General features: G+C 40.8%; 17 protein-coding genes and 2 pseudogenes. 1 reads left to right on the forward strand and 18 read right to left on the reverse strand.

Annotation, left to right across the window (positions count from 1 at the left end; translation table 11 throughout):
- Window positions 1-14 precede the first annotated feature (14 nt).
- Genes HT725_RS07425 through miaA form a run of 5 tightly spaced genes read right to left on the reverse strand, consistent with a single transcriptional unit; the run spans window position 15 to window position 4,466 of the window.
- Window positions 15-770, reverse strand: coding sequence for an SDR family oxidoreductase (locus HT725_RS07425; protein WP_173217709.1), 756 nt, complete (start codon window positions 768-770; stop codon window positions 15-17).
- 20 nt (window positions 771-790) lie between these two features.
- On the reverse strand, window positions 791-1,720 hold the full coding sequence (gene rnz, locus HT725_RS07430; protein WP_000354331.1) for a ribonuclease Z: 930 nt from the start codon (window positions 1,718-1,720) through the stop codon (window positions 791-793).
- A gap of 14 nt (window positions 1,721-1,734) precedes the next feature.
- Window positions 1,735-2,358 (reverse strand): cystathionine beta-lyase, encoded by a 624-nt coding sequence (locus HT725_RS07435; protein ID WP_173217711.1) that lies wholly within the window; start codon window positions 2,356-2,358, stop codon window positions 1,735-1,737.
- On the reverse strand, window positions 2,351-3,589 hold the full coding sequence (gene hflX / locus HT725_RS07440; RefSeq protein WP_173217713.1) for a GTPase HflX: 1,239 nt from the start codon (window positions 3,587-3,589) through the stop codon (window positions 2,351-2,353). The genes HT725_RS07435 and hflX overlap by 8 nt, the downstream gene beginning before the upstream one ends.
- Window positions 3,582-4,466, reverse strand: a complete 885-nt coding sequence (gene miaA / locus HT725_RS07445; RefSeq protein WP_173217714.1) for a tRNA (adenosine(37)-N6)-dimethylallyltransferase MiaA — start codon at window positions 4,464-4,466, stop codon at window positions 3,582-3,584. The genes hflX and miaA overlap by 8 nt, the downstream gene beginning before the upstream one ends.
- 120 nt (window positions 4,467-4,586) lie before the next feature.
- Here miaA and HT725_RS07450 point away from each other — a divergent pair, with 120 nt between their 5' ends.
- Window positions 4,587-4,757, forward strand: a complete 171-nt coding sequence (locus HT725_RS07450; RefSeq protein ID WP_001051780.1) for a DUF3042 family protein — start codon at window positions 4,587-4,589, stop codon at window positions 4,755-4,757.
- A gap of 150 nt (window positions 4,758-4,907) precedes the next feature.
- On the opposite strand, the gene HT725_RS07455 is transcribed toward HT725_RS07450, so the two are convergent.
- The 13 genes and pseudogenes from HT725_RS07455 to HT725_RS07515 all read right to left on the reverse strand — a co-directional run bounded on the left by HT725_RS07455 (window position 4,908) and on the right by HT725_RS07515 (window position 23,130).
- Window positions 4,908-5,747 (reverse strand): thymidylate synthase, encoded by an 840-nt coding sequence (locus tag HT725_RS07455; RefSeq protein WP_173217716.1) that lies wholly within the window; start codon window positions 5,745-5,747, stop codon window positions 4,908-4,910.
- Between the two features lie 98 nt (window positions 5,748-5,845).
- Complete coding sequence (locus HT725_RS07460) at window positions 5,846-6,805, reverse strand: ROK family glucokinase (protein WP_000078563.1); 960 nt, start codon at window positions 6,803-6,805, stop codon at window positions 5,846-5,848.
- Window positions 6,806-6,921: 116 nt separating this feature from the next.
- A pseudogene (locus tag HT725_RS10415) lies at window positions 6,922-7,608 on the reverse strand (N-acetylmuramoyl-L-alanine amidase family protein); the annotation flags it as partial.
- Between the two features lie 58 nt (window positions 7,609-7,666).
- A pseudogene (locus HT725_RS07470) lies at window positions 7,667-7,765 on the reverse strand (alpha/beta hydrolase); the annotation flags it as partial.
- Window positions 7,766-9,487 (reverse strand): aminodeoxychorismate synthase component I, encoded by a 1,722-nt coding sequence (gene pabB, locus HT725_RS07475; protein WP_173253334.1) that lies wholly within the window; start codon window positions 9,485-9,487, stop codon window positions 7,766-7,768. It abuts the pseudogene before it with no gap.
- Window positions 9,488-9,556: 69 nt separating this feature from the next.
- A complete protein-coding gene (locus tag HT725_RS07480; RefSeq protein WP_173253335.1) occupies window positions 9,557-16,456 on the reverse strand; it encodes a ZmpA/ZmpB/ZmpC family metallo-endopeptidase in 6,900 nt (2,299 codons plus the stop codon).
- Window positions 16,457-16,477: 21 nt separating this feature from the next.
- Window positions 16,478-17,041, reverse strand: a complete 564-nt coding sequence (locus HT725_RS07485) for a TIGR01440 family protein (RefSeq protein WP_173253336.1) — start codon at window positions 17,039-17,041, stop codon at window positions 16,478-16,480.
- 114 nt (window positions 17,042-17,155) lie between these two features.
- On the reverse strand, window positions 17,156-18,847 hold the full coding sequence (locus tag HT725_RS07490; protein ID WP_173253337.1) for a sensor histidine kinase: 1,692 nt from the start codon (window positions 18,845-18,847) through the stop codon (window positions 17,156-17,158).
- Window positions 18,844-19,581 carry a response regulator transcription factor gene (locus HT725_RS07495; RefSeq protein ID WP_173217727.1) on the reverse strand — a complete coding sequence of 246 codons (738 nt, stop codon included), beginning with the start codon at window positions 19,579-19,581 and terminating at the stop codon, window positions 18,844-18,846. Before HT725_RS07495 ends, HT725_RS07490 begins: the two co-directional genes overlap by 4 nt.
- Before the next feature lie 70 nt (window positions 19,582-19,651).
- Window positions 19,652-20,764: a peptide-methionine (R)-S-oxide reductase MsrB gene (gene msrB, locus HT725_RS07500; RefSeq protein ID WP_173253338.1), complete on the reverse strand. Its 1,113-nt coding sequence runs from the start codon at window positions 20,762-20,764 to the stop codon at window positions 19,652-19,654.
- Between the two features lie 10 nt (window positions 20,765-20,774).
- Window positions 20,775-21,341 (reverse strand): redoxin family protein, encoded by a 567-nt coding sequence (locus HT725_RS07505; protein WP_173253339.1) that lies wholly within the window; start codon window positions 21,339-21,341, stop codon window positions 20,775-20,777.
- A 19-nt stretch (window positions 21,342-21,360) separates the two neighbouring features.
- Window positions 21,361-22,071, reverse strand: a complete 711-nt coding sequence (gene ccdA2 / locus HT725_RS07510; RefSeq protein WP_173253340.1) for a thiol-disulfide oxidoreductase-associated membrane protein CcdA2 — start codon at window positions 22,069-22,071, stop codon at window positions 21,361-21,363.
- A 198-nt stretch (window positions 22,072-22,269) separates the two neighbouring features.
- Window positions 22,270-23,130, reverse strand: coding sequence for a YihY/virulence factor BrkB family protein (locus tag HT725_RS07515; protein ID WP_173253341.1), 861 nt, complete (start codon window positions 23,128-23,130; stop codon window positions 22,270-22,272).
- Window positions 23,131-23,177 lie beyond the last annotated feature (47 nt).

Raw genomic sequence — 23,177 nt, forward strand, 5'->3', positions numbered from 1 at the left:
CATATTGGTTCTTTTTACTTATAATTAAAAGTTTCCCCTGCCAACTTATCAGCTAGCTTGGGAAAGAGAGTATAAAACTTATGGGCTAGGTTCAACAAAATCGGGAGATTAAGTTCTCGTTTCTTTTTTCCTATAATCTTGACAATCTTTTTAGCCACTGCATCTGGCTCTAGCAGGAAACGGTCAACAGATTTGAGATAGCTTCCATCTGGGTCGGCTTGGTCAAAAAATCCTGTACGGATTGGTCCTGGATTGACTGTTGTCACATAGACTCCATATGACATAAGTTCGAGGCGTAACGCATTTGAAAAACCAATGGTCGCAAACTTGGTCGCTGAGTAGAGACTGGACTTGCCAGTAGCAATCAAACCAGCCATGCTAACGATATTGATGATATGGCCGTTTCGGCTTTCCTTCATCCGAGCCGCAAGGCGACGAGACAGATTCATTAGGGCAAAGGTATTGACCTCGAACATCTGATGAATATCTTGGTCAGAAATCTGGTCAAATTCCTCAAAAATCCCGTAACCAGCGTTGTTTATCAAAACATCAATCTTGCCATAACGTAGATAGAGGTCTGCTACCAGAGTTTCTAAGGCTGAATCATCGGTAATATCGATTTCAATCAATTCTGCATGGGGATGGTTTCCGTAGAGTTGGGCTAATTTTTCCTTATTTCTACCAAGCAAGATGAGCTGGTCTTCTGGCAGGAGTTTGACCATTTCTTGGGCTAGGCCACCGCTAGCTCCGGTAATGAGAATAGTAGGCATACTGTTCCTTTCTGTGACTGCTAGATTTCCACTTCTTCCAAATCTTTGACCACATGGACATTTTCAAAGACACTAGCAGCGTCTTTTTTGAGCTTGCTGATATCTTTTGAGAGGAAACGGGCACTAATATGGTTGAGCAAGAGGCGTTTAGCACCTGCTTCTACCGCTACTTGCGCAGCTTGCATGTTAGTAGAGTGGCCATGGTTACGAGCAATTTTTTCATCACCCTTGCCATAAGTGGACTCATGGACAAGGACATCGGCATTGACAGCTAGACGCACACTGGCATCCGTTTTTCGAGTGTCTCCTAAAATAGTGATAATTTTACCTGGACGTGGAGCTGAGATATAGTCAGCTGCCTTGATTTCAGTACCGTCTTCTAAAACAACGTCCTGACCGTTTTTAATTTTTCCAAAAAGTGGACCAAATGGGACACCTGCCGCCTTGAGTTTTTCAGCATCCAGCGTTCCTTCCAAGTCCTTTTGAATGACACGATAGCCAACACAGAAAATAGTATGATCCAGCTCCTCTGCATACACCGTGAATTTATCGGTTTCAAGGATTTTTCCTAAAGAATCTTGGTCAAACTCATGAAAATGAATACGGTAAGGCAGGCGCGAACCGGACACACGAAGACTGGTTAAGACAAAGGACTTAATCCCTTGCGGTCCATAGATTTCCAAATCTGTCTGCTCTTCATTGGCCTGAAAGGCACGGCTAGAAAGGAAACCTGGCAGACCAAAAATGTGGTCTCCATGCAAGTGAGTGATAAAGATTTTGCTGACCTTACGTGGTCTAATTGTGGTTTCCAGAATGCGATTTTGCGTACCTTCTCCACAGTCAAAGAGCCAGACTTCGTTAATCTCGTCCAAAAGTTTCAGGGCGAGACTTGAAACGTTGCGGGCTTTAGAGGGCTGGCCAGCCCCCGTTCCTAAAAATTGAATATCCATTCGATACTTCCTAATTAATCAATATATAACATGGCTGTGCGGTTTTCCGATCGGAAATAGCGCTTGCCAGAAAAAGCAGTAGCTTCTTGTAATAGCTCCTCTTGGCTGTATCCTTTAAGACGCTTGCGACCATCAGCCAAGCTTTCCAAATCAGTCAAAGCTGTTAGACTCTCCATGCTAACAACTTCCTCATCTCCAACAGCCTTCATGTAAATCTTGCCAGACTCCTCAAAGACCAGTTGATGGGGGAAAATTTGCGCAATTTCAAAAAGCAAGTCATCTGAGATTACCTTTTCATTTTCAGAGAAAATCCGACCCAGACCCTCACTCTCATAACAAAAACCAAAGGATTTACCAGATAGATTAAGCCGAATAAAAGGCTTATTTTCTAGAGTGAAACTTGGCTCAGTATTGTAAAGATTCAGTTCCTGACTGAGTTCCGCAAAATAATCGGTTGCAGCTTGAGGACTCTTTTTTTGATAAAGTTCTGCAAAGTAAGCATTGACCACGCTAGGCGGAGGTGTGATAAGTGTTAACTGCTCCTGCTCTGTTTTACCAGCTAGAAGCTGATCCAGATAGACCTTGTCCAGACTTGTATAACCTCCATACTTTAGAGCCAAAGTTTTAATATCAGTCATAAAATTCTTCTAACCTCCATTTATTTTTCTCAGAAATGTAGCCTGTAATCACTTCGCCGTCCTCTTGATAATCGCGTTCTTCCAGAATCGCAACACTTTCTAAATCATGAATCTTGTAGGACTTTGAAAAAGGCACGCGCAGAGTAAAAGATTCAAAAATATCCTTGATTTTCTCTAAAAATAGTGCCTGCAAATTCTCACGACTATCCTCAGACTTGGCAGAAATGAGGGCATAAGGTGTTTGGGTAGGTGTAAAGTCCTCCACCAAATCCGCTTTATTATAAAGGGTCAGGCGAGGAATATCTTCCATGTCCAAGTCTTTCATGATAGACAGGACCGTTTTTTCATGCTCCTCGTGGTAAGGATTGCTAGCATCGATAACATGAACCAGAAGATCCACATGCTTGCTTTCTTCCAAGGTTGACTTAAAACTGGATACCAGCTCTGTCGGCAAATCTTGGATAAATCCCACGGTATCTGTCAAAGTTACTTGGAGATTGCCTCCCAGATGGATACTCTTAGTCGTCGCATCCAGAGTCGCAAATAGCTCGTCCGCTTCATACTGAGTCTTACTTGTCAAGGTGTTCATGATGGTTGATTTCCCAGCATTGGTGTAACCAATCAAACCAATCTTAAAGATGCTGGACTCCAAACGTTTTTCTCTGACAGTCGCCCGATTTTTCTCAACCACCTTGAGTTGGCGCTCGATATCCGTGATTTGGTTGCGAACACTACGACGGTTCAGCTCCAGCTGGCTTTCACCAGGTCCACGGGAACCAATTCCCCCTGCCTGACGGCTGAGCATAATTCCCTGACCAACCAAACGAGGCAAGAGATATTTGAGCTGGGCTAGGTGAACTTGGAGCTTCCCTTCATGGCTTCGAGCTCGCATGGCAAAGATATCCAAAATCAACTGCATACGATCAATAACCTTAACACCCAGAACTTCTTCTAAATTGACATTTTGCCTTGGCGTCAGACGGTTGTTGACAATGACAGTGGTGATTTCTTCTGCATCCACCATAAGCGCAATCTCTTCCAACTTACCAGAGCCGACGAAGGTCTTAGAATCATATTTTTCACGTTTTTGTCTGTAGCTATCTACAACGATTGCCCCAGCTGTCTTAGCTAGACTGGCCAATTCTTCCATAGAAAGGTCAAAATTGTCCATGCCCTGCAATTCCACACCAATCAGCAGGACCCGCTCCTCTTTTTTCTCCGTTTCAATCATCTAAAAACTCCTCTATCTGGCTTAAAATGCGGTCTTGCACACCAGACTCTCCAATCTGATAAAAGGTGACCTGCATGCGATTACGGAACCAGGTCAGCTGACGCTTGGCAAAACGACGGGTCGCCTGTTTGAGACTCTCACTAGCTTCCTCCAAGTTCTGCTCTCCACGGAAATATGGAAAGAGTTCCTTATAGCCAATTCCCTTAGCAGCCTGCACATCTGGATAATTATCAAACAACCACTTGGCCTCATCCAAAAGCCCAGCCTCAAACATCAAATCCACTCGGCGATTGATACGCTCATAAAGTTGACTACGTTCATCATCCAAGCAGATAATCAATGGTTCATACAAGGTCTCTTGATTTTCCAAATCCTGACCAAAATGGGCAATTTCCAAGGCACGCATCGCACGACGACGATTAAACTGGGGAATCTCAAGGCCAGCTTGCTCCACCAGATGAGCTAATTCCTCATCTGTATAAGGCTCTAAACTAGCCCGATAGGCCAAAATCTCCTCATGGGGAGTCTCCCCACCTAGGTGGTAACCTTCAAGCAAGCTCTGGATATAAAGCCCAGTTCCACCAGCAATAATGGCTAGCTTGCCACAGCTGTGAATATCCTCAATAGCTATCTTAGCTTCTGAAACAAAATCAAAAGCCGAGTAAGACTCGGTTACCTCTCTAACATCGATTAAATGATGAGGAACAGCTGCCTGCTCTTCTGGACTAGCCTTAGCCGTCCCAATATCAAGTCCTTGATAGACTTGCTGGCTATCTCCACTAACCACTTCGCCATTAAAACGCTTGGCCACTTCAATGGCTAGAGCCGTCTTTCCAACTGCAGTCGGTCCAACAATCACAATTATTTTTGTTTTCATCTTTTTTCCTTGAAAAATTCCCATTTTTTCGTTACTATTATTATAACACAAAAAGGTCAGTCAGAAAAATGTGACCTCTTGAGGAGGCTGACTGATTGAGAATATAAAGGAGGAAGACTCATGGCTAAAGGATTCGCTAAAGGTCTTGTAACAGGTGTCGCAGGAACTGTCGCTGCCGTTGCAGGTGCAGTATACGCATTTAAAAAGAAAGTAATCGAACCAGAAGAGCAAAAAGCAGCTTTCATCGAAGAAAACCGTAAAAAAGCAGCTCGCCGCCGCGTATCACGTTAAGAAACAAAAGAAGTTAGGATTCATTGTCTCAACTTCTTTTTTTCTATTCTTTTATACTCAATGAAAATNNGACGAAGTCAGCTCAAAACATGGTTTTGAGGTTGTTGATGAAGCGACGCTGACGTGGTTTGAAGAGATTTTCGAAGAGTATTAAATAGCTAGGTCAAACTTCAACTGCGGCTTAACAGGGTCATAATCCACCAAGTCAAAATCTTCTGCTTTGATATCAAAGAAATTGGTCTTATCTGGCACATTCAAGACCAAACGTGGTTGACAGTTTGACGGCTCACGACGGAGCAATTCCTGAGCTTGTTCAAATTGATTGTCATAGATATGGAGGTTATTGATGAAGTAGAAGAACTTTCCAACCTTCCAGCCAAAATGCTTGGCAATCATCATTTGAAGAGCCACATACTGCATCGCATTGATGTGATGGGCCACCAACATGTCATTCGAACGCTGAGTCAAGGTTGCATCCAGATAGATTTCCCCATCTACACGGCGGACATCAAACATGGTCTGAAAGGCGCACGGAAGAAGGCCGTCTGTCTCCTCAAAAGCTTGGTAATCCCAGAGTGATATGATATTGCGGCGATTCCAAGGGTTGGCTTCCAACTGCTTGAGAATCTTATTGATGATGTCGTGTTTCTTAACAACAGCACCATAGCGCTCACCAATGGTTCCTGTATCTCCAACTTCCCAGTCATTCCAATAGTGAACATTGTACTTGTCATTGAGAACTTCTAGGCTATTAGACTGGTCTTGGTAGATCCAGAGCACTTCCTTGATGGCGGATTTGATAGCGATAGGACGTAAGGTTGTGATGGGGAATTCCCCCTTGGCCAAGTCATACTCGGCAAATGCACCCGTTACATACTTGGAGTTGGCAACTGTCCCATCCTTGTACTTGGGACGGGCCTGCTCAGAAAAGACACCGTCTTTGAGGATTCGTTCAATATTTTCTTTAAAAATCGTATCTGCTTTTGTCATTTACTCTCACCTCATTTATTGTCCTAACTAGTATAGCATAAAAAAAGAAAGGAGGAACATTACTAACTCTAGGTTAGCATTTTTCCTCTTTTATTATTTTATTGCAATACAAGTGATGCTGCTCCGATAACTCCAGCGTCATTTCCTAGAGTTGCAAGAGCCAATTTTGTTGATGTGCGTACTTGTGGGAAACTATTTTCATCGTAAACTTTTTGAACACCTTGTAGAAGGAATTCTCCCGCAGCTGATACACCACCACCGATAACGATTGTTGATGGGTTTAGGATTGATCCAATGTTAGCACAAGCGATTCCCAAGTAACGTGAGAAGTTACGATAAACGATCAAGGCGAGGTCGTCTCCTTCTTTTGCGAGATCAAAAACAGTCTTAGCGGTTACTTCTTCTCCGTTATCAATCAAGCGTTTCAAAGCTGCATCGCCTTCGTATTCATCAGCATAGCGACGAGTCAAATTGACAATCCCTGTTGCTGAAGCAACTGTCTCAAGACAGCCTTTTTTACCACAAGTACATGCGATTGGTTGGTCAAAGTCAACAGTGATGTGGCCAAGCTCACCTGCTGCACCAGCAACACCGTGAAGCAATTTGCCTTCTGCGACGATACCGCCACCAACACCAGTCCCGAGTGTCATAAAGACAACATCTGGTTGGTTATCACCAGCACCCATCCAGCGCTCACCAAGAGCTGCTACGTTGGCATCATTATCGATGAAGAATGGAATACCCAAGGCTTTTTCAATCTTTTCTTTAATTGGTTGAAGGGTTTTCCAGTTCAAGTTGTAGGCACCAATAACAGTCCCTTTTTCACGGTCAACCACACCTGGTGATCCCATTCCAATACCTTGGAAGTCCGCCGCTACCAATCCAAGCAAGTCCAAACGATGTTGAATAGACTCAATCATATCATCAACGATATGACTTCCCTCATCCAAAATGTTGGTCTTGATAGACCATTTTTCTTGGATTTCTCCTGCTGTTGTTAAGATTGCAAATTTGATAGAAGTTCCACCAAGGTCAATCCCAATAATCTTTTGACTCATCATATTCTCCTTTTTCATTGTATAGTAATTGAAAATGCTTACAGTACTAGTATAACAAAATTCATTTACTTATGCAAAGGTTTGCATTAACTTTCTGAATTTTATCTGATTTATGGTTTCCAGAGACCTGAGGCATCTACATAGTAACGGCCTCCATCAACTCGCTCATTTTTAGCCATTTTACCATCTGATTTCAAATAGTAATTGCCTTGCCATGCATTGCGAGCATAAGAACCATCAGATTTCAAATAATACCAAGCTTGATAAGAAGAGTCATAAACCCACTCACCTTGTGCCATTTTACCGTTTGATTTAAGGTAATAAGCCCCTTGCCATGCATTTTTTGCATAAGAACCATCTGATTTCAAATAATACCAAGCTTGATAGGATGAATCATAAATCCATTCGCTCTGGGCCATTTTCCCGTCTGCTTTCAGGTAATAGCTTCCCTGCCATGCATTTTTCACTGGATTGCCATTTCCATCAAAGTAATACCAAGTACCATCCTGCTTAACCCAGCCACTTGTTGTTGCTGAACTTGTATTGTTTTGAGCCGCAGTTGATTGTTTTGCTTTAAAGGCACCCTTAGGAGCATTTTTCAATTCGCAAGCCACACCATCATGATCGCGGTCTAACTTGGCAGAATAACCGGGCTCTCCCTCATGAATATCTGCGTATCCATTCGCCCAAGCTTCCTTACAACTCGAAAAATGAATGTTTTCCTCTGCTAACACAGGTTGTGAAAACAAGGCTAAAACTGGCAAGGTAGCCAGACTCATTTTTAAAAATAGACGTTTATTCATTTCTTTCTCCTCTAACGATGTTATCGATTTCAATATTATTTTATCAAACTTATTTCAGCAATTCAAGAGTCTCTGTGGGCTTATCCTTCAATTGATTCCGAACTTCTTTCCAAGACTCTGCGGACTGCCCTAACCCATGCAAAAATATCAGTTTCATCTAATTCTCCTCTAGGCTTAATTCATACAAGCCTCTCACTGCATTACAGCCATATATAGCCTCAACTTGGGCTAAGTCTGTCAAGGTCAAGACTTTCTCTTCTACTTGTCCTGTTTCTAGTAAATACTGACGGTAAATTCCTGGCAAGATACCAAGTCTGATAGGCGGTGTGTAGAGTTTTCCAGCGATTTTCAGAACCAAATTTCCTATAGAGGTTTCAAGCAGTTCTCCTGACTTATTGTGGTAAATTTTCTCTTGTTTCCCTAGGCTCAAATGCGGTCGGTGAGTCGTTTTAAAGTAGGTAAAGGCTTGTTGCAAATTGGCTTCCTGAAGGCAAAGTTTTGCCTGACAAAAACTTGGACTAAGAGGTGTTAATACTTGACGATCTACTTCTATCTCTCCAGACTTGTCTAGAGAAATACGCAAGCGGTAATCTTGATTAGCATCACAAGCCTGACACTCTTCCTCAATCTTGTGTCCCAAGTCTTCTGCATCAAAAGGAAAGGCAAAATATCGACTAGCTTTTCTCAGTCTTTCCAGATGTTGTTCTTCAAACAACAAGTTCTTCTGGCTGATCTTTCCAGTAGTAATCAGTTTGAAACGAGCTTGTTTCCGATAGAGAACAGCAGCCTTTTGATGAACCTCGCGGTATTCAGATTCCCAAGTGCTATCCCATGTAATGCCTCCGCCAACTCCATAGATGGCTTTCCCTTGATGCAGTTGAATAGTTCGGATAGCAACATTGAAAATCCGTCGTCCATTTGGAAGCAAGAGACCAATCGTTCCGCAGTAGACTCCACGCGGTTGTGGCTCCAAGTCCTTAATGATTTCCATAGTCGCAATTTTCGGTGCGCCCGTTATGGATCCACAAGGAAAGAGAGAGCGAAAAATTTCAACAAGGTCCACATCCTCTCGCAATTGACTCTTGATGGTCGAAGTCATCTGCCAAACCGTTGAATACTGTTCTACTTGGCAAAGACGCTCCACGTGCTCACTCCCCACCTCAGAAATACGATTCATATCGTTGCGCAAGAGGTCCACAATCATCATGTTTTCAGAGCGATTTTTGGGATCCTGCTCCAGCCAACTAGCCTGTTCAAGATCTTCTTGGTCAGTTACCCCACGCTGAGTCGTTCCCTTCATTGGGCGCGTTGTCAACTCGCGGTCATTCTGCTCAAAAAAGAGCTCTGGACTCATGGAAATCACTGCCATCTCGTCATGTTCCACATAGGCATTGTAGCCCGCCTCCTGCTCTACCACCATACGATTGTAGATAGCAAAAGGATTGGCAGACAACTCCTGCTTGAGTTGGACAGTGTAGTTGACCTGATAGGTGTCTCCCTGCCGCAAATGATAGTGAATCTGGGCAATCGCCTTTTCATAGTCTGTTGCAGACGTTACTTCCTGCCAATTTGAAGGCAAATCAACCTCATCATAAATCAGAGGAATAGGGGATGTTTCTACCCTATCATGAACGGTAAAATATAGCAGATACTCTGCCAGTAAAGGAGCTTTATGAACTGCTAATTTCTCCTCAAAAGCAGGTGCAGCCTCATAGCTGACATACCCCACCACATAGTAGCCCTGCTCTTGGTAGCTTTCCACTTGTGCCAGCAAGGCTGTTACTTCCGCTAAATCTCTCGTTTTTAACTCTTTGATAGGCTGGGTAAAGATGTATCTCTCCCCCAAAGCCCTAAAATCAATCACTGTTTTTCTATGCATAGCTTAAGTATAGCATAAAAAGGCAGATACAGACAAAGCTGATCTACCTTTTTACGATTTTATTCATCCCTATGCTTGTGGTGCAGTAAATAGATCACCAGAGAAACCGTCTGTGTTTTTAAGTAATGCTTTGTACACTTTAGCTTTAAGATTTACAGTATTTGTATATTTGTCTTTAATTTTAGGGTCATTTAACTCCTGTAAATCTTTAGTCACAGCTGCATTGAATAATGCTTGTAGTCTACTATATGAAGAGATGTTTTCACCGTCAATATTAATTTCTGTGAATCCTCTTTGAGCTTTTGTAAGAACTTCCTCATACCAAGTTTTTTTCCAGTCTTCAAGAGTTTTAAATTTACCACCAGAAACTTTATCAATAATAAATTTATCACTTAGAGTTTGACTTGCTTTATTGGCTTCGGATTTATATTTATTAGAAACATATCCGATGAATCCATTTTCGTATCCGAAATATCCCCACATACGAAATGCATTATGTTTAAATGATGCAGCCCCAGGAGCACCATCACTGGTATTACCACCATAGATACCAGTCATCATATTTATATTCACATAAGCAGTTCTAAAATCAGATGGATCGTATGTGTTATTTCCAGGAGCACCATGTTTGGTAATGAAATTATTATCAATTAAATCATTAATGTTATTTAATTGAAGTGCTTTCTCAGTGTCATTTAAATCGCGAATTTTGTCAAACTGGTGAGGTTGTCCGTCCTTACGCATTTGTTTATCCATTTTCTTGAACCAGCTATCATTGTTACCTTGTAATTTTGGTAAGACAGCTTCAGCTTCAAGAGAATCTAACATCATCAGAGCTTCATTATAGTTCTTCATATATTTATCAATAGCTTCTCGTGATTGAAGCTTATTAGGGTTATAGTTGTACCATTGATTACCATCATTTGAACGTTCAAATGCCATATTTAATCCAAGTGCGCCGTATTCACCTTGGTGTCCATGTTCTGCTGGGGACTGTAACATGCCTTGAGCAAAGGCTTCTAAGAATGTTCCTTCACGATGCGTGTATCCTCCATAGTAAGCTACGCGGTCATTTATATGAGTAGTCTCATGCGTAAATGCAGACGCACCATATTCACTAATCATATCAGACATAACAAATACAACTTTAGCTCGAGTATCATTCTTGTCATCATAATATGTAGCATATGCCCCAGCAACAGCTCCATTAGGACCGTAATGCTCACCGACAGGACCATAAAGCTCACGAGTAGGTGGATAAATGCCTGTTCCATCTTCGAACTTACCATATTTATCCATCCATTGCCCCCATTTATGACCCCAAACTTGGTAACCTTCCCATACTGGAGTTACAATATCTTTGACAAGCTTATTTTTTACCGCATCTGTTGCTAAACGATACCAGAAATCAAGATAGTTAATTTGTCTGTCTGCAGCCAAATTAATATTATCCTTCCACTTATCCAGTGTGGTATTGTATTTATTAGCAGTCCCAAATGATATAGTATTGTAGGTCGATATCAAGAATGCTTGGGTTTGTTTAAGGTTAAGGAGCGGTAAAATCATCTTTTGATGGTATCCGCGAGATAAATTGTCAAAAGCACGATACTTAGCAGTTTTAATAGCCTCTTCACGTGACTGACGTTCTGCTACATAAACCTTACCTTCAGTGGAGTGAATAAACCAATCATTCAAATTTGTGTCGGCTGTCAATAACTTCATATTATATCGTAAGAAGTCAATAAGATTTCCAGACACCGTGTTCTTAGCCAATACCTCTCTAAATGCATCATGTGTACGATGACCTTTTAAAGTATTTTCTTTTGAACCAATTTCAATCAGTCTATCTAAGACATCTACATTTTTACCATAAAAATCTGGTTTAAACATCATTAAGTCTTTAATGGTTTTACCATCAAAATTGATACCATAATATCGATTTAGGTAAGCAAGACCTAACATAATTTTTGCGCTATTGTCTTGAACTTTCTTAACAAGAGCTCTTTGAGTTGCGTCTGATATGTTTAATTGATGATCTTCTGATTCCACAAGATGTTTGACAATCGTATCCATATTAGACTTCAATTCTTGGAAATGTTCCTCAAAATAGAAGTCACGAATATATCCATTTTGGCGTTGCTCTGTGTTTGCACTCTTATCTTTACTGTCATTACGTCTATCCAAGATCGAACGGACACCCGCAGACTGAAGTTCTACTGAAGTCAAGGCTTCCTTAACCTTAGTCATCAGATCACTACGATCTTTAACAACCATGTTTGGTGTGTAAACAATATTTTGACCGACTATATTATATTCTTTCACTTGAGCTACTCCAGAATCAGAATTGACTGCCACGGACATTTCTTCCTTTATACCATCAGCGTAGTGAATCATAATCTTATCAATATCAGATAAATCTGTAACAAATTGACCATTCTTCATACCTGTAACAGATAATACTTCTTTCTTCACAAGATTTGAATCTTGCTCTAACTTATTACCCTGATTTACAATCCAGTCTTTGTTATAAAATGGTTGAAGTTTAGCAATATTTCTATAAGCTTGGTCATATTCTGATTTGTAGTTTTGAATCAGTTTATATTCTTTATCTTTAGTTTCAATATTGTTTAATCTATTTGTTTGAAGTTCTTCACTCTCAAACAAATTTGCAGTAATGCCATAACCAGCTACACGTTTATCAGCATCTTCTTTGGAAATTTCTTTCAAATTATGGGATAAAGTATATGACTTACTACCGACACTAACTCCTAAAACACTATAGTTGTTTTTAATATATGGAAATGCAAAATCACTGTCATTAATATCTGGAGAACCATATAATATTTCACCTTTTACTACCTTAGCGTAACTCACATTGTCATCAGCATTTCCCCAAGGCCAGTTTTTACTGATTAAACCTCCAGCTTCAACAGGGTTTGATAAATTAATCACACCTTTCATAACTGACTTACGTAATTTTGTAAATCTATCACGTCCAGCACCATTTATTCTATGTTCCATGACGGCAACAATTCCACCAACACGTACACGATTACCTGTAAGATTAGCATCGACATAAGCTCTATCAATAATACCTTCGTACATACGGCCTGCAATACCTCCCATATAGGAGTTAGCACCATTACCAGTTGTATGGATATTACCTATAAAAGCTATATTTTCAAGTCTTGAAGCATGCTCTATCCAGTTCACAAATCCAGCCACATGATTACGACCTGTAATATTACCCGTTACTTTAACATCTTTAATAAGAGACTGGTCACCTTGCATTTTATGACTGATGACAGAAACATGATCTTCTGACGGAAGATTGATATTCACATTTTCAAAATTAATATTTTGCACTTTACCATTATCAATTAAATGAAATAAAGGCTTTTTCAAATTATAAATAGCATAGTGCTTATCGCCATCACTAGAGAGCGTACCCTTAAAATTACCTGTTACATATGATTTACTACTAACATCTAGATACTGTGCATCTAAACTTTTTCCTAATTTAAACTCACCGTTAGGATTTTTCTGCATAGCATCTACTAAATCTTTGAAGTTATAGTAAACGTTATTTTGCGATGCTTTGGGTTTCTCTATGTAATAAGTGTACGTTTGACTCAAGCTATTATTTGAATCACGTTGGATTAAATCAGGAGCTGAAGCAGTAACTTTAAATAGGGATGTCTCCTCCTCAGTTACTTCCTCTATATTAGTAATGGCAAGCCTTGTTACTTTATTATGATTAGTGGTAATTTTTAGATAATATGACGTTAGATTTTCTGGAACAGTTTCTAGAAGGCTACTATCTGTTTCATTTCCATTCTCATCCACTTTCATCAATCTTGTTTCTTTAATATCTTTAATCTCAACTTTTTTAAGGTCTAGTTGGATTGGTTGATTATCTAAGATTTCTGTTACATCACCGTTACCTCTATCGTAAACCATAGTTGTAGATAGAGTGTATTCTTTGTAATACTCTAGGTTTTTAAATGCTGCGTCTATAGTTTCATTATTTACATCATCGCCTGTAAGCTCTACAGTGCTAACAACTGTTTCTCCTTTTTTCAGAGTAGCTGTAATTGATTTAATTTTTGTTTTATTTTGGTTTTCTAGAGAATACTTAGCAATTGCTTCACGTTCTAATACTTTCTTATCAGTGTTTACAAATTTTAATACTGGTTTTTCAGTCAATGGAACTAAGTTTTTGATAGCTTCTTGTAATCTTCTAGTAGCATCATCTACTTTACTTTGAGTGGCAGCTTCATCTGAATTTACAGGGTTTGCTGCTACAAGGGCATCTTCTAAAGCTTTCCATGTTTGAGTAGTGTATTCTTCTTTATGTTTGCTGTTAGCTGTGTTAATAGCATTTTGCAATGCAGTCTTATCGACGGCAAGAGCATTTATAGCGGCTTGAAGAGCTTTAGTAGCCGCATCTATTTCACTTTGTTTAGGAAGTGGAGTAGTTTGATCGTTGATTTCTTTGGCTTTGATTTCGGCTTGTTTGAAGTTGTTCCAAGTTTTTGGACTGTAGTCAGTTTCTTGTTTTTGATTAGCAACTGTTATTTGCTCTTGTAATTTTGTTTTATCAACATTAAGTGCATCAATAGCGGCTTTCAAGTTCTTAGCGGCTTCATCGATTTGAGTTTGAGTAGCAGTAGCGTTATCTTCTACGGCTTGAGCAGTTTTTTTCGCTTCTTCTAATGCAGACCAAGTCGCAGGACTATGATCAGCTTCTGTCTTAGAGTTAGCATCAGCAAGTTGTTTTTCCAGTTCAGTCTTATCAGTTTTTAATGCATCAATAGCAGCTTTAAGTTTTTTAGCAGTTTCATCGATTTGAACTTGAGTAGCTTTGTCGTTGTATTTTACAGTTTGAGCGTCAGTTTTCGCTTCTTCCAAAGCGTTCCAAGATGTAGCACTGTAGTCAGTTTGAGTTTTTTCGTTTGCAAGGTGAAGTTGTTTTTCAAGTTCGGTCTTATCTGTGGTTAAACCAGCGACAGCAGCTTTAAGTTTTTCATAAACATGATCAACTTCGCTTTGCTTAGCAGCTGGGTTGTTTGTAACTTTTTCAGCTTCAGCTAATACATCTTGAAGGTTTGCCCAAGATGCATCACTGTAGTGCTCTTTAGTTTTTGATTTTGCGTCAGCGATAGTTTTGTTTAACTCAGTTTTATCGACACTTAGAGCATCGATAGCCGTTTTAAGTTTATCTGTCTCGCTATTTACCTCAGGCTGTTTTACAGACTCTGAAGCATAGACACCTTTTGCAGTTTCTAAAACAGGAGTCAATGCACCATAACTTGCTGTAGAATAATCAGTAGGAGAAACTGAACTAGCTTTATCAATTTGATTCTTTAACTCACTTTTATCAACTGGTTCTTTAGTACCAATACCTTTTATTTCATCTACTGGCTTGGTTGTTATTGTATCCTCTAATACTTTACTAGACTGTTTTCCATCAATAGTAGTGACTTCAGTTAAAATAGTGCGTTCACCTGCCACACCTTCTCGAATAACTTTTGTTTCTCCCTTAGTGAGATTCTCATCGTCTTGCTCAATTGTCTTAAAAGGCACAGACTCTTTAGTTACTATAACTTCAGGCTTAATCTCTATTACATTTAGCACACCTTCTTCAGGAGTTGTTTTATGTTCTACTTTTGGTGTTTCGTCCTGATGTTCTACAGTTTCTTCAGCCTTGGTATCTGGAGTTGACTCTTCTTGTTTCGGTGTTTCTTCCGCAGTCTTCTCTTCTTTAGAAGCTTCTGGTTGCTTTTCTGGCTCGACTGGTGCTATTGGTGCCGTTTCGTCTTCTCTTGGTACAACTGGTTCACCTACTTGTTCAACTTTTGATTCCTCAGCTGGTTCCGTTTGTTTTTCTACAGCAGGCGTTTCAACTTTTGGTTCTTCAACAGGTTGATTAGCAGCCTCATCTTTTGTTTTTACTACTTCTGGCTGTTTATCTTCTTGTTTCGGTGTCTCTTCCGATACCTTATCCTCTTTAGGATCTTCTTGTTGTGATGAATCTTTTGGTATCCTTGGTTGCTCCGGTTGTGTAGGTTGCACGGGTTGTTCTGGGACTTTTGCTTGTTCTACTGGTGGTTCAACTTTTGGCTCCTCAGCTTGTTTATCTGATGGTTGACTTTCTGGCTTGACTGGTGCTTGACTTTCTGGCTTGACTGGTGCTTGTTCATCTGTTTTTGAATCAACTACTCCACTTACTTCTTCAACTGGAGCTGATTCTACTGAATCTTCTTTCCCCTCTTCTACTTTAGGAAGGGTGTCGTCAGTAGGTTTTACTTCCGATTTTGGTTCTTCCTTTGGATCTTCTTCTATTTTAGGAGCTTCTTCTACTGAAACTTCCTCTACTCCTGCTTGGGTTTCTACCCTAGGTTGTGCTTGACTACTTGTTACTTGGGGATTCTCAACTTCGACTACAGTCACCTCTCCAGGTTTAGCTGAGGCTTCTTCTAAAACAGTATCCAAGCCAAGCGTTTTGAGGATGTCACCTGATAGATAACCAACATAGCGATAACCCTCCATTTCAACAACACCCTCTCGACTAGCCGGTGCTAGGGTCGCAACTGGGTCTACAGCTCCTGCACTAGGAAGAACTACCAATCCCATAGCTCCAACTAGAAAGACGCTGGCAATTTTCTTTCTCTTGTAGATTAAAAGCAAGCTCCCAACAGTCAGCAAACCAAAAGCTGTCAAAACAGATGCTTCTGTCCCTGTTTGTGGCAGCTGGTCTTTTTGATATACCAAACCATAGACAACTTCATTTCCATCAGGCTTTCCTGTCTGGATTAAATCTTTAGCTTCTTGTGAAATAACCTCTTTATCTACATAGTGATAGGTGGCTGCGTCCACTACAGAAGGAGCCATCAAAAGGCTTCCAAGAAATACAGAACCTACAACTCCCTTAATCTTACGAATTGAAAAACGGTCTTTTTTAAACACTTTCATCTCCTTTATTCATTCTCACGACTTTCTAATAGAATCTCGCGGATAGTGCGCACGCGCACCTCCGACTAATTTTGGACGACTAGCCAGCGCCGTTACGTGGGCATGACCAATCTCTCTCAAAAGAGGACGAATCGGAACCTGAACATGCTTAACATGCATGCCAATTGCAGTGTCTCCGATATCCAATCCAGCATGAGCCTTGATAAATTCAACCTCAACTGGATCTTGCATAAACTTGAAGGCTGCCAACTGACCTGAACCTCCTGCATGAAGGGTAGGAAGGACATTGACAATTTCCAGACCAAACTGCTCTGCCACCTGACGTTCAACAACGAGGGCACGATTGACATGCTCACAGCCTTGAACTGCTAAATGGATACCTCTACTACCTAGAATACCCAAGATAGTCTCCACTATCAGCTCACCAATCTCTTGACTGGATTGTTTCCCAATCTGACCACCTATCACCTCACTAGAAGATAGACCTAAAACAAAAAGGGCACCCTGCTTCAAATTGGCCTTTTCTAAAACATCTTCTAATACCTGACGTGTTTCTCTTTGAATCTGTGTCTCGTTCATCTCTGCCACCTCTTTTGTCACTATCTATCATACCGTTTTTTCTTGTTTTTAGCAAGATAGACAACCTAGAAAGCTTGCCCAATTACGCATAAAACTCCCAGAATTGACTGGGAGTTAGCTAGTTTCTATTCTATTTATGTATATTTCCACTTTCGTCCCTTTTTGGGGCCTAGAATCAATCTTCATCTGGTAATATTCTCCAAAATGAAGTTTGAGCCGTTGGTCGACATTTTGCAGACCAACTCCTCCACGTTTGAGGTTACTTTGACTACTATCGCCAGCAGCTTGGAAGCCAACGCCATCATCCTCAATGCGGATGACCAAGCCCGAATCCTGTTTCTGGACAGAAAGTTTAATATGTCCCTGACCTTCCTTCTCCTTAATGCCATGGTAAAGAGCATTTTCCACCAGAGGTTGTAACACCAACTTGGGCAAGACTAGATGATCAAAGGTAGGATTTTCCTCAATCTCGTATTCCAGCTTATCTCCATACCGTTGTTTCTGGATAAAGAGATACTGGCGAACATGATTGATTTCATCAGACAGGCAAATCAAATCCTTGCCTTGATTGAGTGCCAAGCGGAAATAGGTTGCCAAGGACTTGGTCACCTGAACCACACGCTGACTATCCTGAAATTCAGCCATCCAGATGATGGTGTCCAAGGTGTTATAGAGGAAATGAGGGTTAATCTGACTTGATAGGGCTTGAAGTTGGTACTGACGGGTCGTTTCTTCCTGGCTACGAATATCTGCCATCAGCTGATCAATCCGATCCAACATGGCATTAAATTGGCGAGTCACTTCTCTCAGTTCATAGGCACCAGTTTCCTTGGCACGAAGATTCTGACCACCAGAAGCAATTTCCAGCATGGTTTCTCTTAAGTCACTTAAAGGAGCAATCCAGCGTTTGAGACTGAACCACACCAAGCAGAGACAGACAAGAAGAGATGTGATACTAGCCCCAAGCAAGGTCCACAAGAGTTGATTCCTAACCTGATCTAACTTCTCCAGCGAAGATACGCCAAGTACCGTCCAATCAGTTCCTGCAATCTTTTCTTGACTGACGTAGGATTTGTGACCAGAAGTATAGCCCTGACCCGTCTCAATGTAGGATTTCATGGCCTCCATTTCGCTAGACGAACTATAAACTGTGTGTTGAGGATGATAAACAAATTCATGTTTTTCATTGATAATGAAAGCAAATCCCTGCTGACCCAACTGAAGCTGGTTGAGATAGGCTTCCAGAGTTTCGTAGGAAATATCCAAACGAAGCACGCCCAGATTGGCTCCCTTTGCATCAAAAAGTTCTTGAGTGACAGAAATGACCCACTGACTATCTGATTTACGAGCTGGAGTCAAAACGGGCATGGCTCCCTGATGAATGGCCTTTTGGTACCAATCCTCAGCCATCATATCAGAGGAAGTTTTCATCTGCACACTGTCATCTGTAGAAATGACCTGACCTGATTTGGTGACCAATACAACAGCTTTCAAGTCCTGATCTACCTTTAAGATAGTCAAAAATAGATCTCGAATTCCCTTGACCTTGTCTGGACTGGGATTCTCAGCATAGGCTAGGACATCCGTCTGCTGGGTCAAACTGGTCGAGGTGGTTTCTAATTTTTTGATATAAGACTGGATAAAGTGGCTAGTCTGACTGATAGTCGTTTGGCTGTTGCCCTCAATGGTGGCCTCAATGGCTGAAGAACTTGATTGATAGTAGAAAGTTCCAACCAGAGCTAGGAGAATGAGAAAGACCAGAAAGATGGAAATAACCATTCTGACTAGGAGAGAAGAACGCTTCATCGACCTTCCCCCTTCTTAAACTGACGAGGTGTCACACCCGCAACTTGTTTAAAACGTTGGGTAAAATAGTTCATATCTTCAAAGCCAACCTTTTCTGCGATCTCATAAATCTTCAAATCTGTAGTTAAAAGCAAGAGCTTGGCTTGTTTGACACGTTCTCGCACCAGATAATCCTGAAAAGGCAGTCCCAACTCTTTCTTAATCAAGGAGCTCAGATAAGTAGGGCTAAAACCCAAGTCACTGGCTAAAGACTTTAAACTAAACTGACTATCAGCCAGATGAGACTGGATTTTCTGGGCCATGTTTCCTTCAAACTTATCGGTCAATAAATCTTGTAACTGCTCTTCTTTCTCTTCCTTGTCCAACTTTTGCTTGATTTTCCCCAACATTTCCTCAATATCCTGACGAGAAAAGGGCTTAAGCAGGTAGTCATCCACACCGAGTTTGACAGCAGACAAGGCATAATCAAAATCATCATAGCCTGTCAAAAAAACTAGATGCACCTGAGGATAGGTTTCTCGTACCAGACTGGCCAACTGGATGCCATTTAGCTGAGGCATATTGATATCGGTTAAAATAATGTCTGGCACCTGCTTTTGTATCAATTCCCAAGCCTGCCTTCCATTTTCAGCCTGACCGATGATTTCCATATCGTAGGCTGCTACATTGACCAGCTTGGTCAAGCCTTGTCTTACCAGATATTCATCTTCTACAATTAAGATTGTATAGGTCATGCTTCTCTCCTTTGTCACTTACTAGTATCAGTATAGCAAAATTCTCCTCTAACTGCTTAGGAAAGACTTCTTAATCAACATAATCTAGTAAATAAGCGTAGCCCTTTTCTTCCATTTGGTCTTTAGGAATAAAGCGGATAGAGAGACTATTAATACAGTAGCGCAAGCCACCCTTGTCCTGTGGGCCGTCCGTAAAAACATGGCCAAGGTGAGAATCTCCAACTCGGCTCCGCACTTCCATGCGTGTCATATTGTAAGACTTATCTTCTTTGTAAGTAGCAACATCTGGACTGATGGGTTGGGTGAAACTAGGCCATCCGCAACCAGACTCAAACTTGTCCTTTGATGAAAAGAGAGGTTCGCCAGTTGCTACATCCACATAGATACCGGATTCAAACTTATCCCAGTAACGGTTTGAGAAAGCCCTTTCTGTTTGATTTTTCTGGGTAACTGCATACTCCTCAGGTGACAAGGTCTTTTTCAATTCTTCATCACTTGGCTTAGGATATTTGCTGGCATCGATGACGGGATAGGCTGCCTGATTGACATTGATATGGCAGTAGCCATTTGGATTTTTCTTGAGATAGTCTTGGTGGTAATCCTCTGCCACGACAAAATTCTTCAAGGTTTCCTTTTCAACTGCTAGAGGTTGGTCGTATTTCTTAGCCACCTCATCAAAGACTTGGTTAATCACCTCTAAATCCTTGTCATCTGTGTAATAAACACCAGTACGGTACTGGGTTCCCACATCATTTCCTTGTTTATTTTTGCTGGTTGGATTGATAATGCGGAAGTAATGAAGCAGGATTTCCTTGAGGGAAATTTGCTTGGCATCATAGGTAACATGGACAGTCTCCGCATGACCTGTTTGGTTGATCAATTCGTACTTGGTTGTTTCCCCTCTACCGTTTGCATAGCCTGAAACGGCATCTGTCACTCCGGGAACGCGGGAGAAGTATTCCTCCACTCCCCAGAAACAACCTCCAGCTAGATAAATTTCGTGCAAGTCTGCGTCTTTACTAACTTCTGTTTTTTTCACTGTTTTTCCTCCTTGGCTGACTGCCGCTTTCTCAATTTGCGAGGCATCTGTCTGCCCTGCATTTCTTATCAATAGAAAATAGAAACCGGTTATGGCTAGGAAAAATACTCCTAGCAACAAGATGATTTTTAACTTATCATTCATAGGACACCTCCTAGGCTAATTCCTTCAAAGTTTGCAAAATCGCATCTTTTTCCATAAAACCTGGTTGCGTTTTGACCAATTTTCCTTCACCATCTATAAAGGCTTGAGTTGGGTAAGAGCGAACTCCATAACTTTCCAAAAGTTTGCCTGATGGGTCAACTAGGACTGGGAAATTTTTATAATCCAATCCCTTATACCAGTTCTTAAAGTCCGCTTCAGATTGCTCTCCCTTATGTCCTGGTGACACTACTGTCAAGACCACATAGTCGTCGCCAGCTTCTTTAGCAATTTCATCCGTATCTGGAAGACTAGCCAGACAGATGGAGCACCAAGAAGCCCAGAATTTGAGATAGACTTTCTTGCCCTTGTAATCAGACAAACGGTAGGTCTTGCCATCTACTCCAGTTAACTCAAAATCAGCCACTTCTTTCCCTTTAGCCGTGCTTGTTGTACTAGCTGTCTGCTCCATCTTCATTTCATCTTTCATTTGGTGTTCACTAGTCATGGACTTGCCTGAACAAGCCGTCAAACAAAGGAGCGAACCTGCTCCAAGAACACATGTTTGCCATTTTTTCATACTGATATTCCTTTCCATTTTATTCAAATAATTGACTTAAAATTGAAGCATTTCCAAACAGAACCAAGAGTCCCATCACAATAATGAGAAACCCACCCACTTTTTTGAGGATTCCGAGATAGGGATGAAGTTTTCGGAAATGTTTCAAAACATAACTAGAGGCCAGAGCTAGGAGCAAGAATGGTAGCGCTAGACCCAGCGTATAGATTAACATGAGACCCGCTCCCTGCCAAGCACCTGAACCACCTGAAGCCGCCAAGGCTAAAACAGACCCCAGAACCGGCCCCACACAAGGTGTCCAAGCAAAACTAAAGGTCAAACCCAATAAAAATGCCTGACTATAGCCCTTACCATGTTGCCCCTGTCCTTGCAGTTGTAACCTCTTTTCCTTATAAAGCCCCTTAAAGTGTAGAATCTCCATCTGGTGCAAGCCTAAGAGAATGATAACCGCACCCGTCACATATTGGAACCAAGAAGCATAAAGCAAATCGCCTAAAAAACCAGCTCCATAACCTAGTAAGATAAAAATAAAGGAAATTCCTGCTATAAAGGCCAGCGTTCGCAATAAACTAGTAACTGAGATGGAAAATTTGCCACTAGAAGCCTGAGCACCATCCTTATCATCTAGTAACACCCCTGCATAGACCGGTAACAAGGGTAAGATACAAGGAGAAAAGAAGGAAAGAATTCCAGCAAGAAAAACACTTAGAAAAAAGAAAATATGACCCATAAAGTTCCTCCTATCATTTTATTGATAGATTTATTATACTCCTTCCATTTTCGAAAAAACAGGGACAATGATAAGGGAAAATAGGAATTTAATCAGATGATTTAGAAATCTTGGACAAAAACTATACAAAAAACTGTCAAAGCACAAAAGCGCATAGTATCAANNTTGATACTATGCGCTTTTGTAATGAATGAATAGTTAGTCTTTTTTAAAGGCCGGATCTTTCAAACTCTGAACACTGGCATTGATCACCGCGCCTAGGATAACAATTTTAGCAATCAAGATAAACCAAAACATCATAACAACAAGAAGAACAGAACCTAAAATTCGGACATCCACCAAATGATGGACATAGTAATTGAGATAACTAGAAAACAGAGTTAGTAAACCTAAAATCACTAAGAGAACAAAGGCACTGCCTGGTAGGGTATAGCTAATTTTCCTGTTAGATAGATTGGGAAGAAAATAATAAAGCATGACCAAGATAGCAAAGAGGAGGGCGTAAGTCAGAGGACCTGCCAACCCTTGTAAAGCCTGATAGATAATGCCATCTTTTGTCCAATAATGAGCAAGTAAATCCAAAATCATCTGCCCAAATAAGCTCAAAAACAAGGCAAACGCAAAGAGAAGCTGCAAACCAAAACTGACTAGGAGACTTACCATCTGATGGGAAATAAGTCCACGACTCTTTTCGACGCCATAAGCCTTGTTAAAAGCTTTTTGCAAGAAATTCATAGATTTTGAAAAACTCCATAACGCCGATAAAACAGAAAAACTCAATAAACCTGTTGAAGGTTGGGTCAAGACTTCTCTGGCTATTTTTTCCACACCTTCATAGAGGCTTGGGGGCAGGACGTCTTTCATAAAGTCCAGAAATTCTCCCACAGGAATCTGAAAATAAGGCAGGATATTGACCACCACCAAAAGCAGGGGGAAAATTGAAATCAACCAATAGTAGGCTACTGCTACACTGGTCAATTCACTATCTGATGCTTGATAATAATGTAAAAAAGCTTTTAATAAAGGCTTGTCTATCAGCTCTTTCCACCACTTTTTCATGTCACACTCCTTCACTTATAATCTTATACTCAATGAAAATCAAATAG

This window comes from Streptococcus sp. 2579 (assembly GCF_013277195.1).
Classification (GTDB): domain Bacteria; phylum Bacillota; class Bacilli; order Lactobacillales; family Streptococcaceae; genus Streptococcus.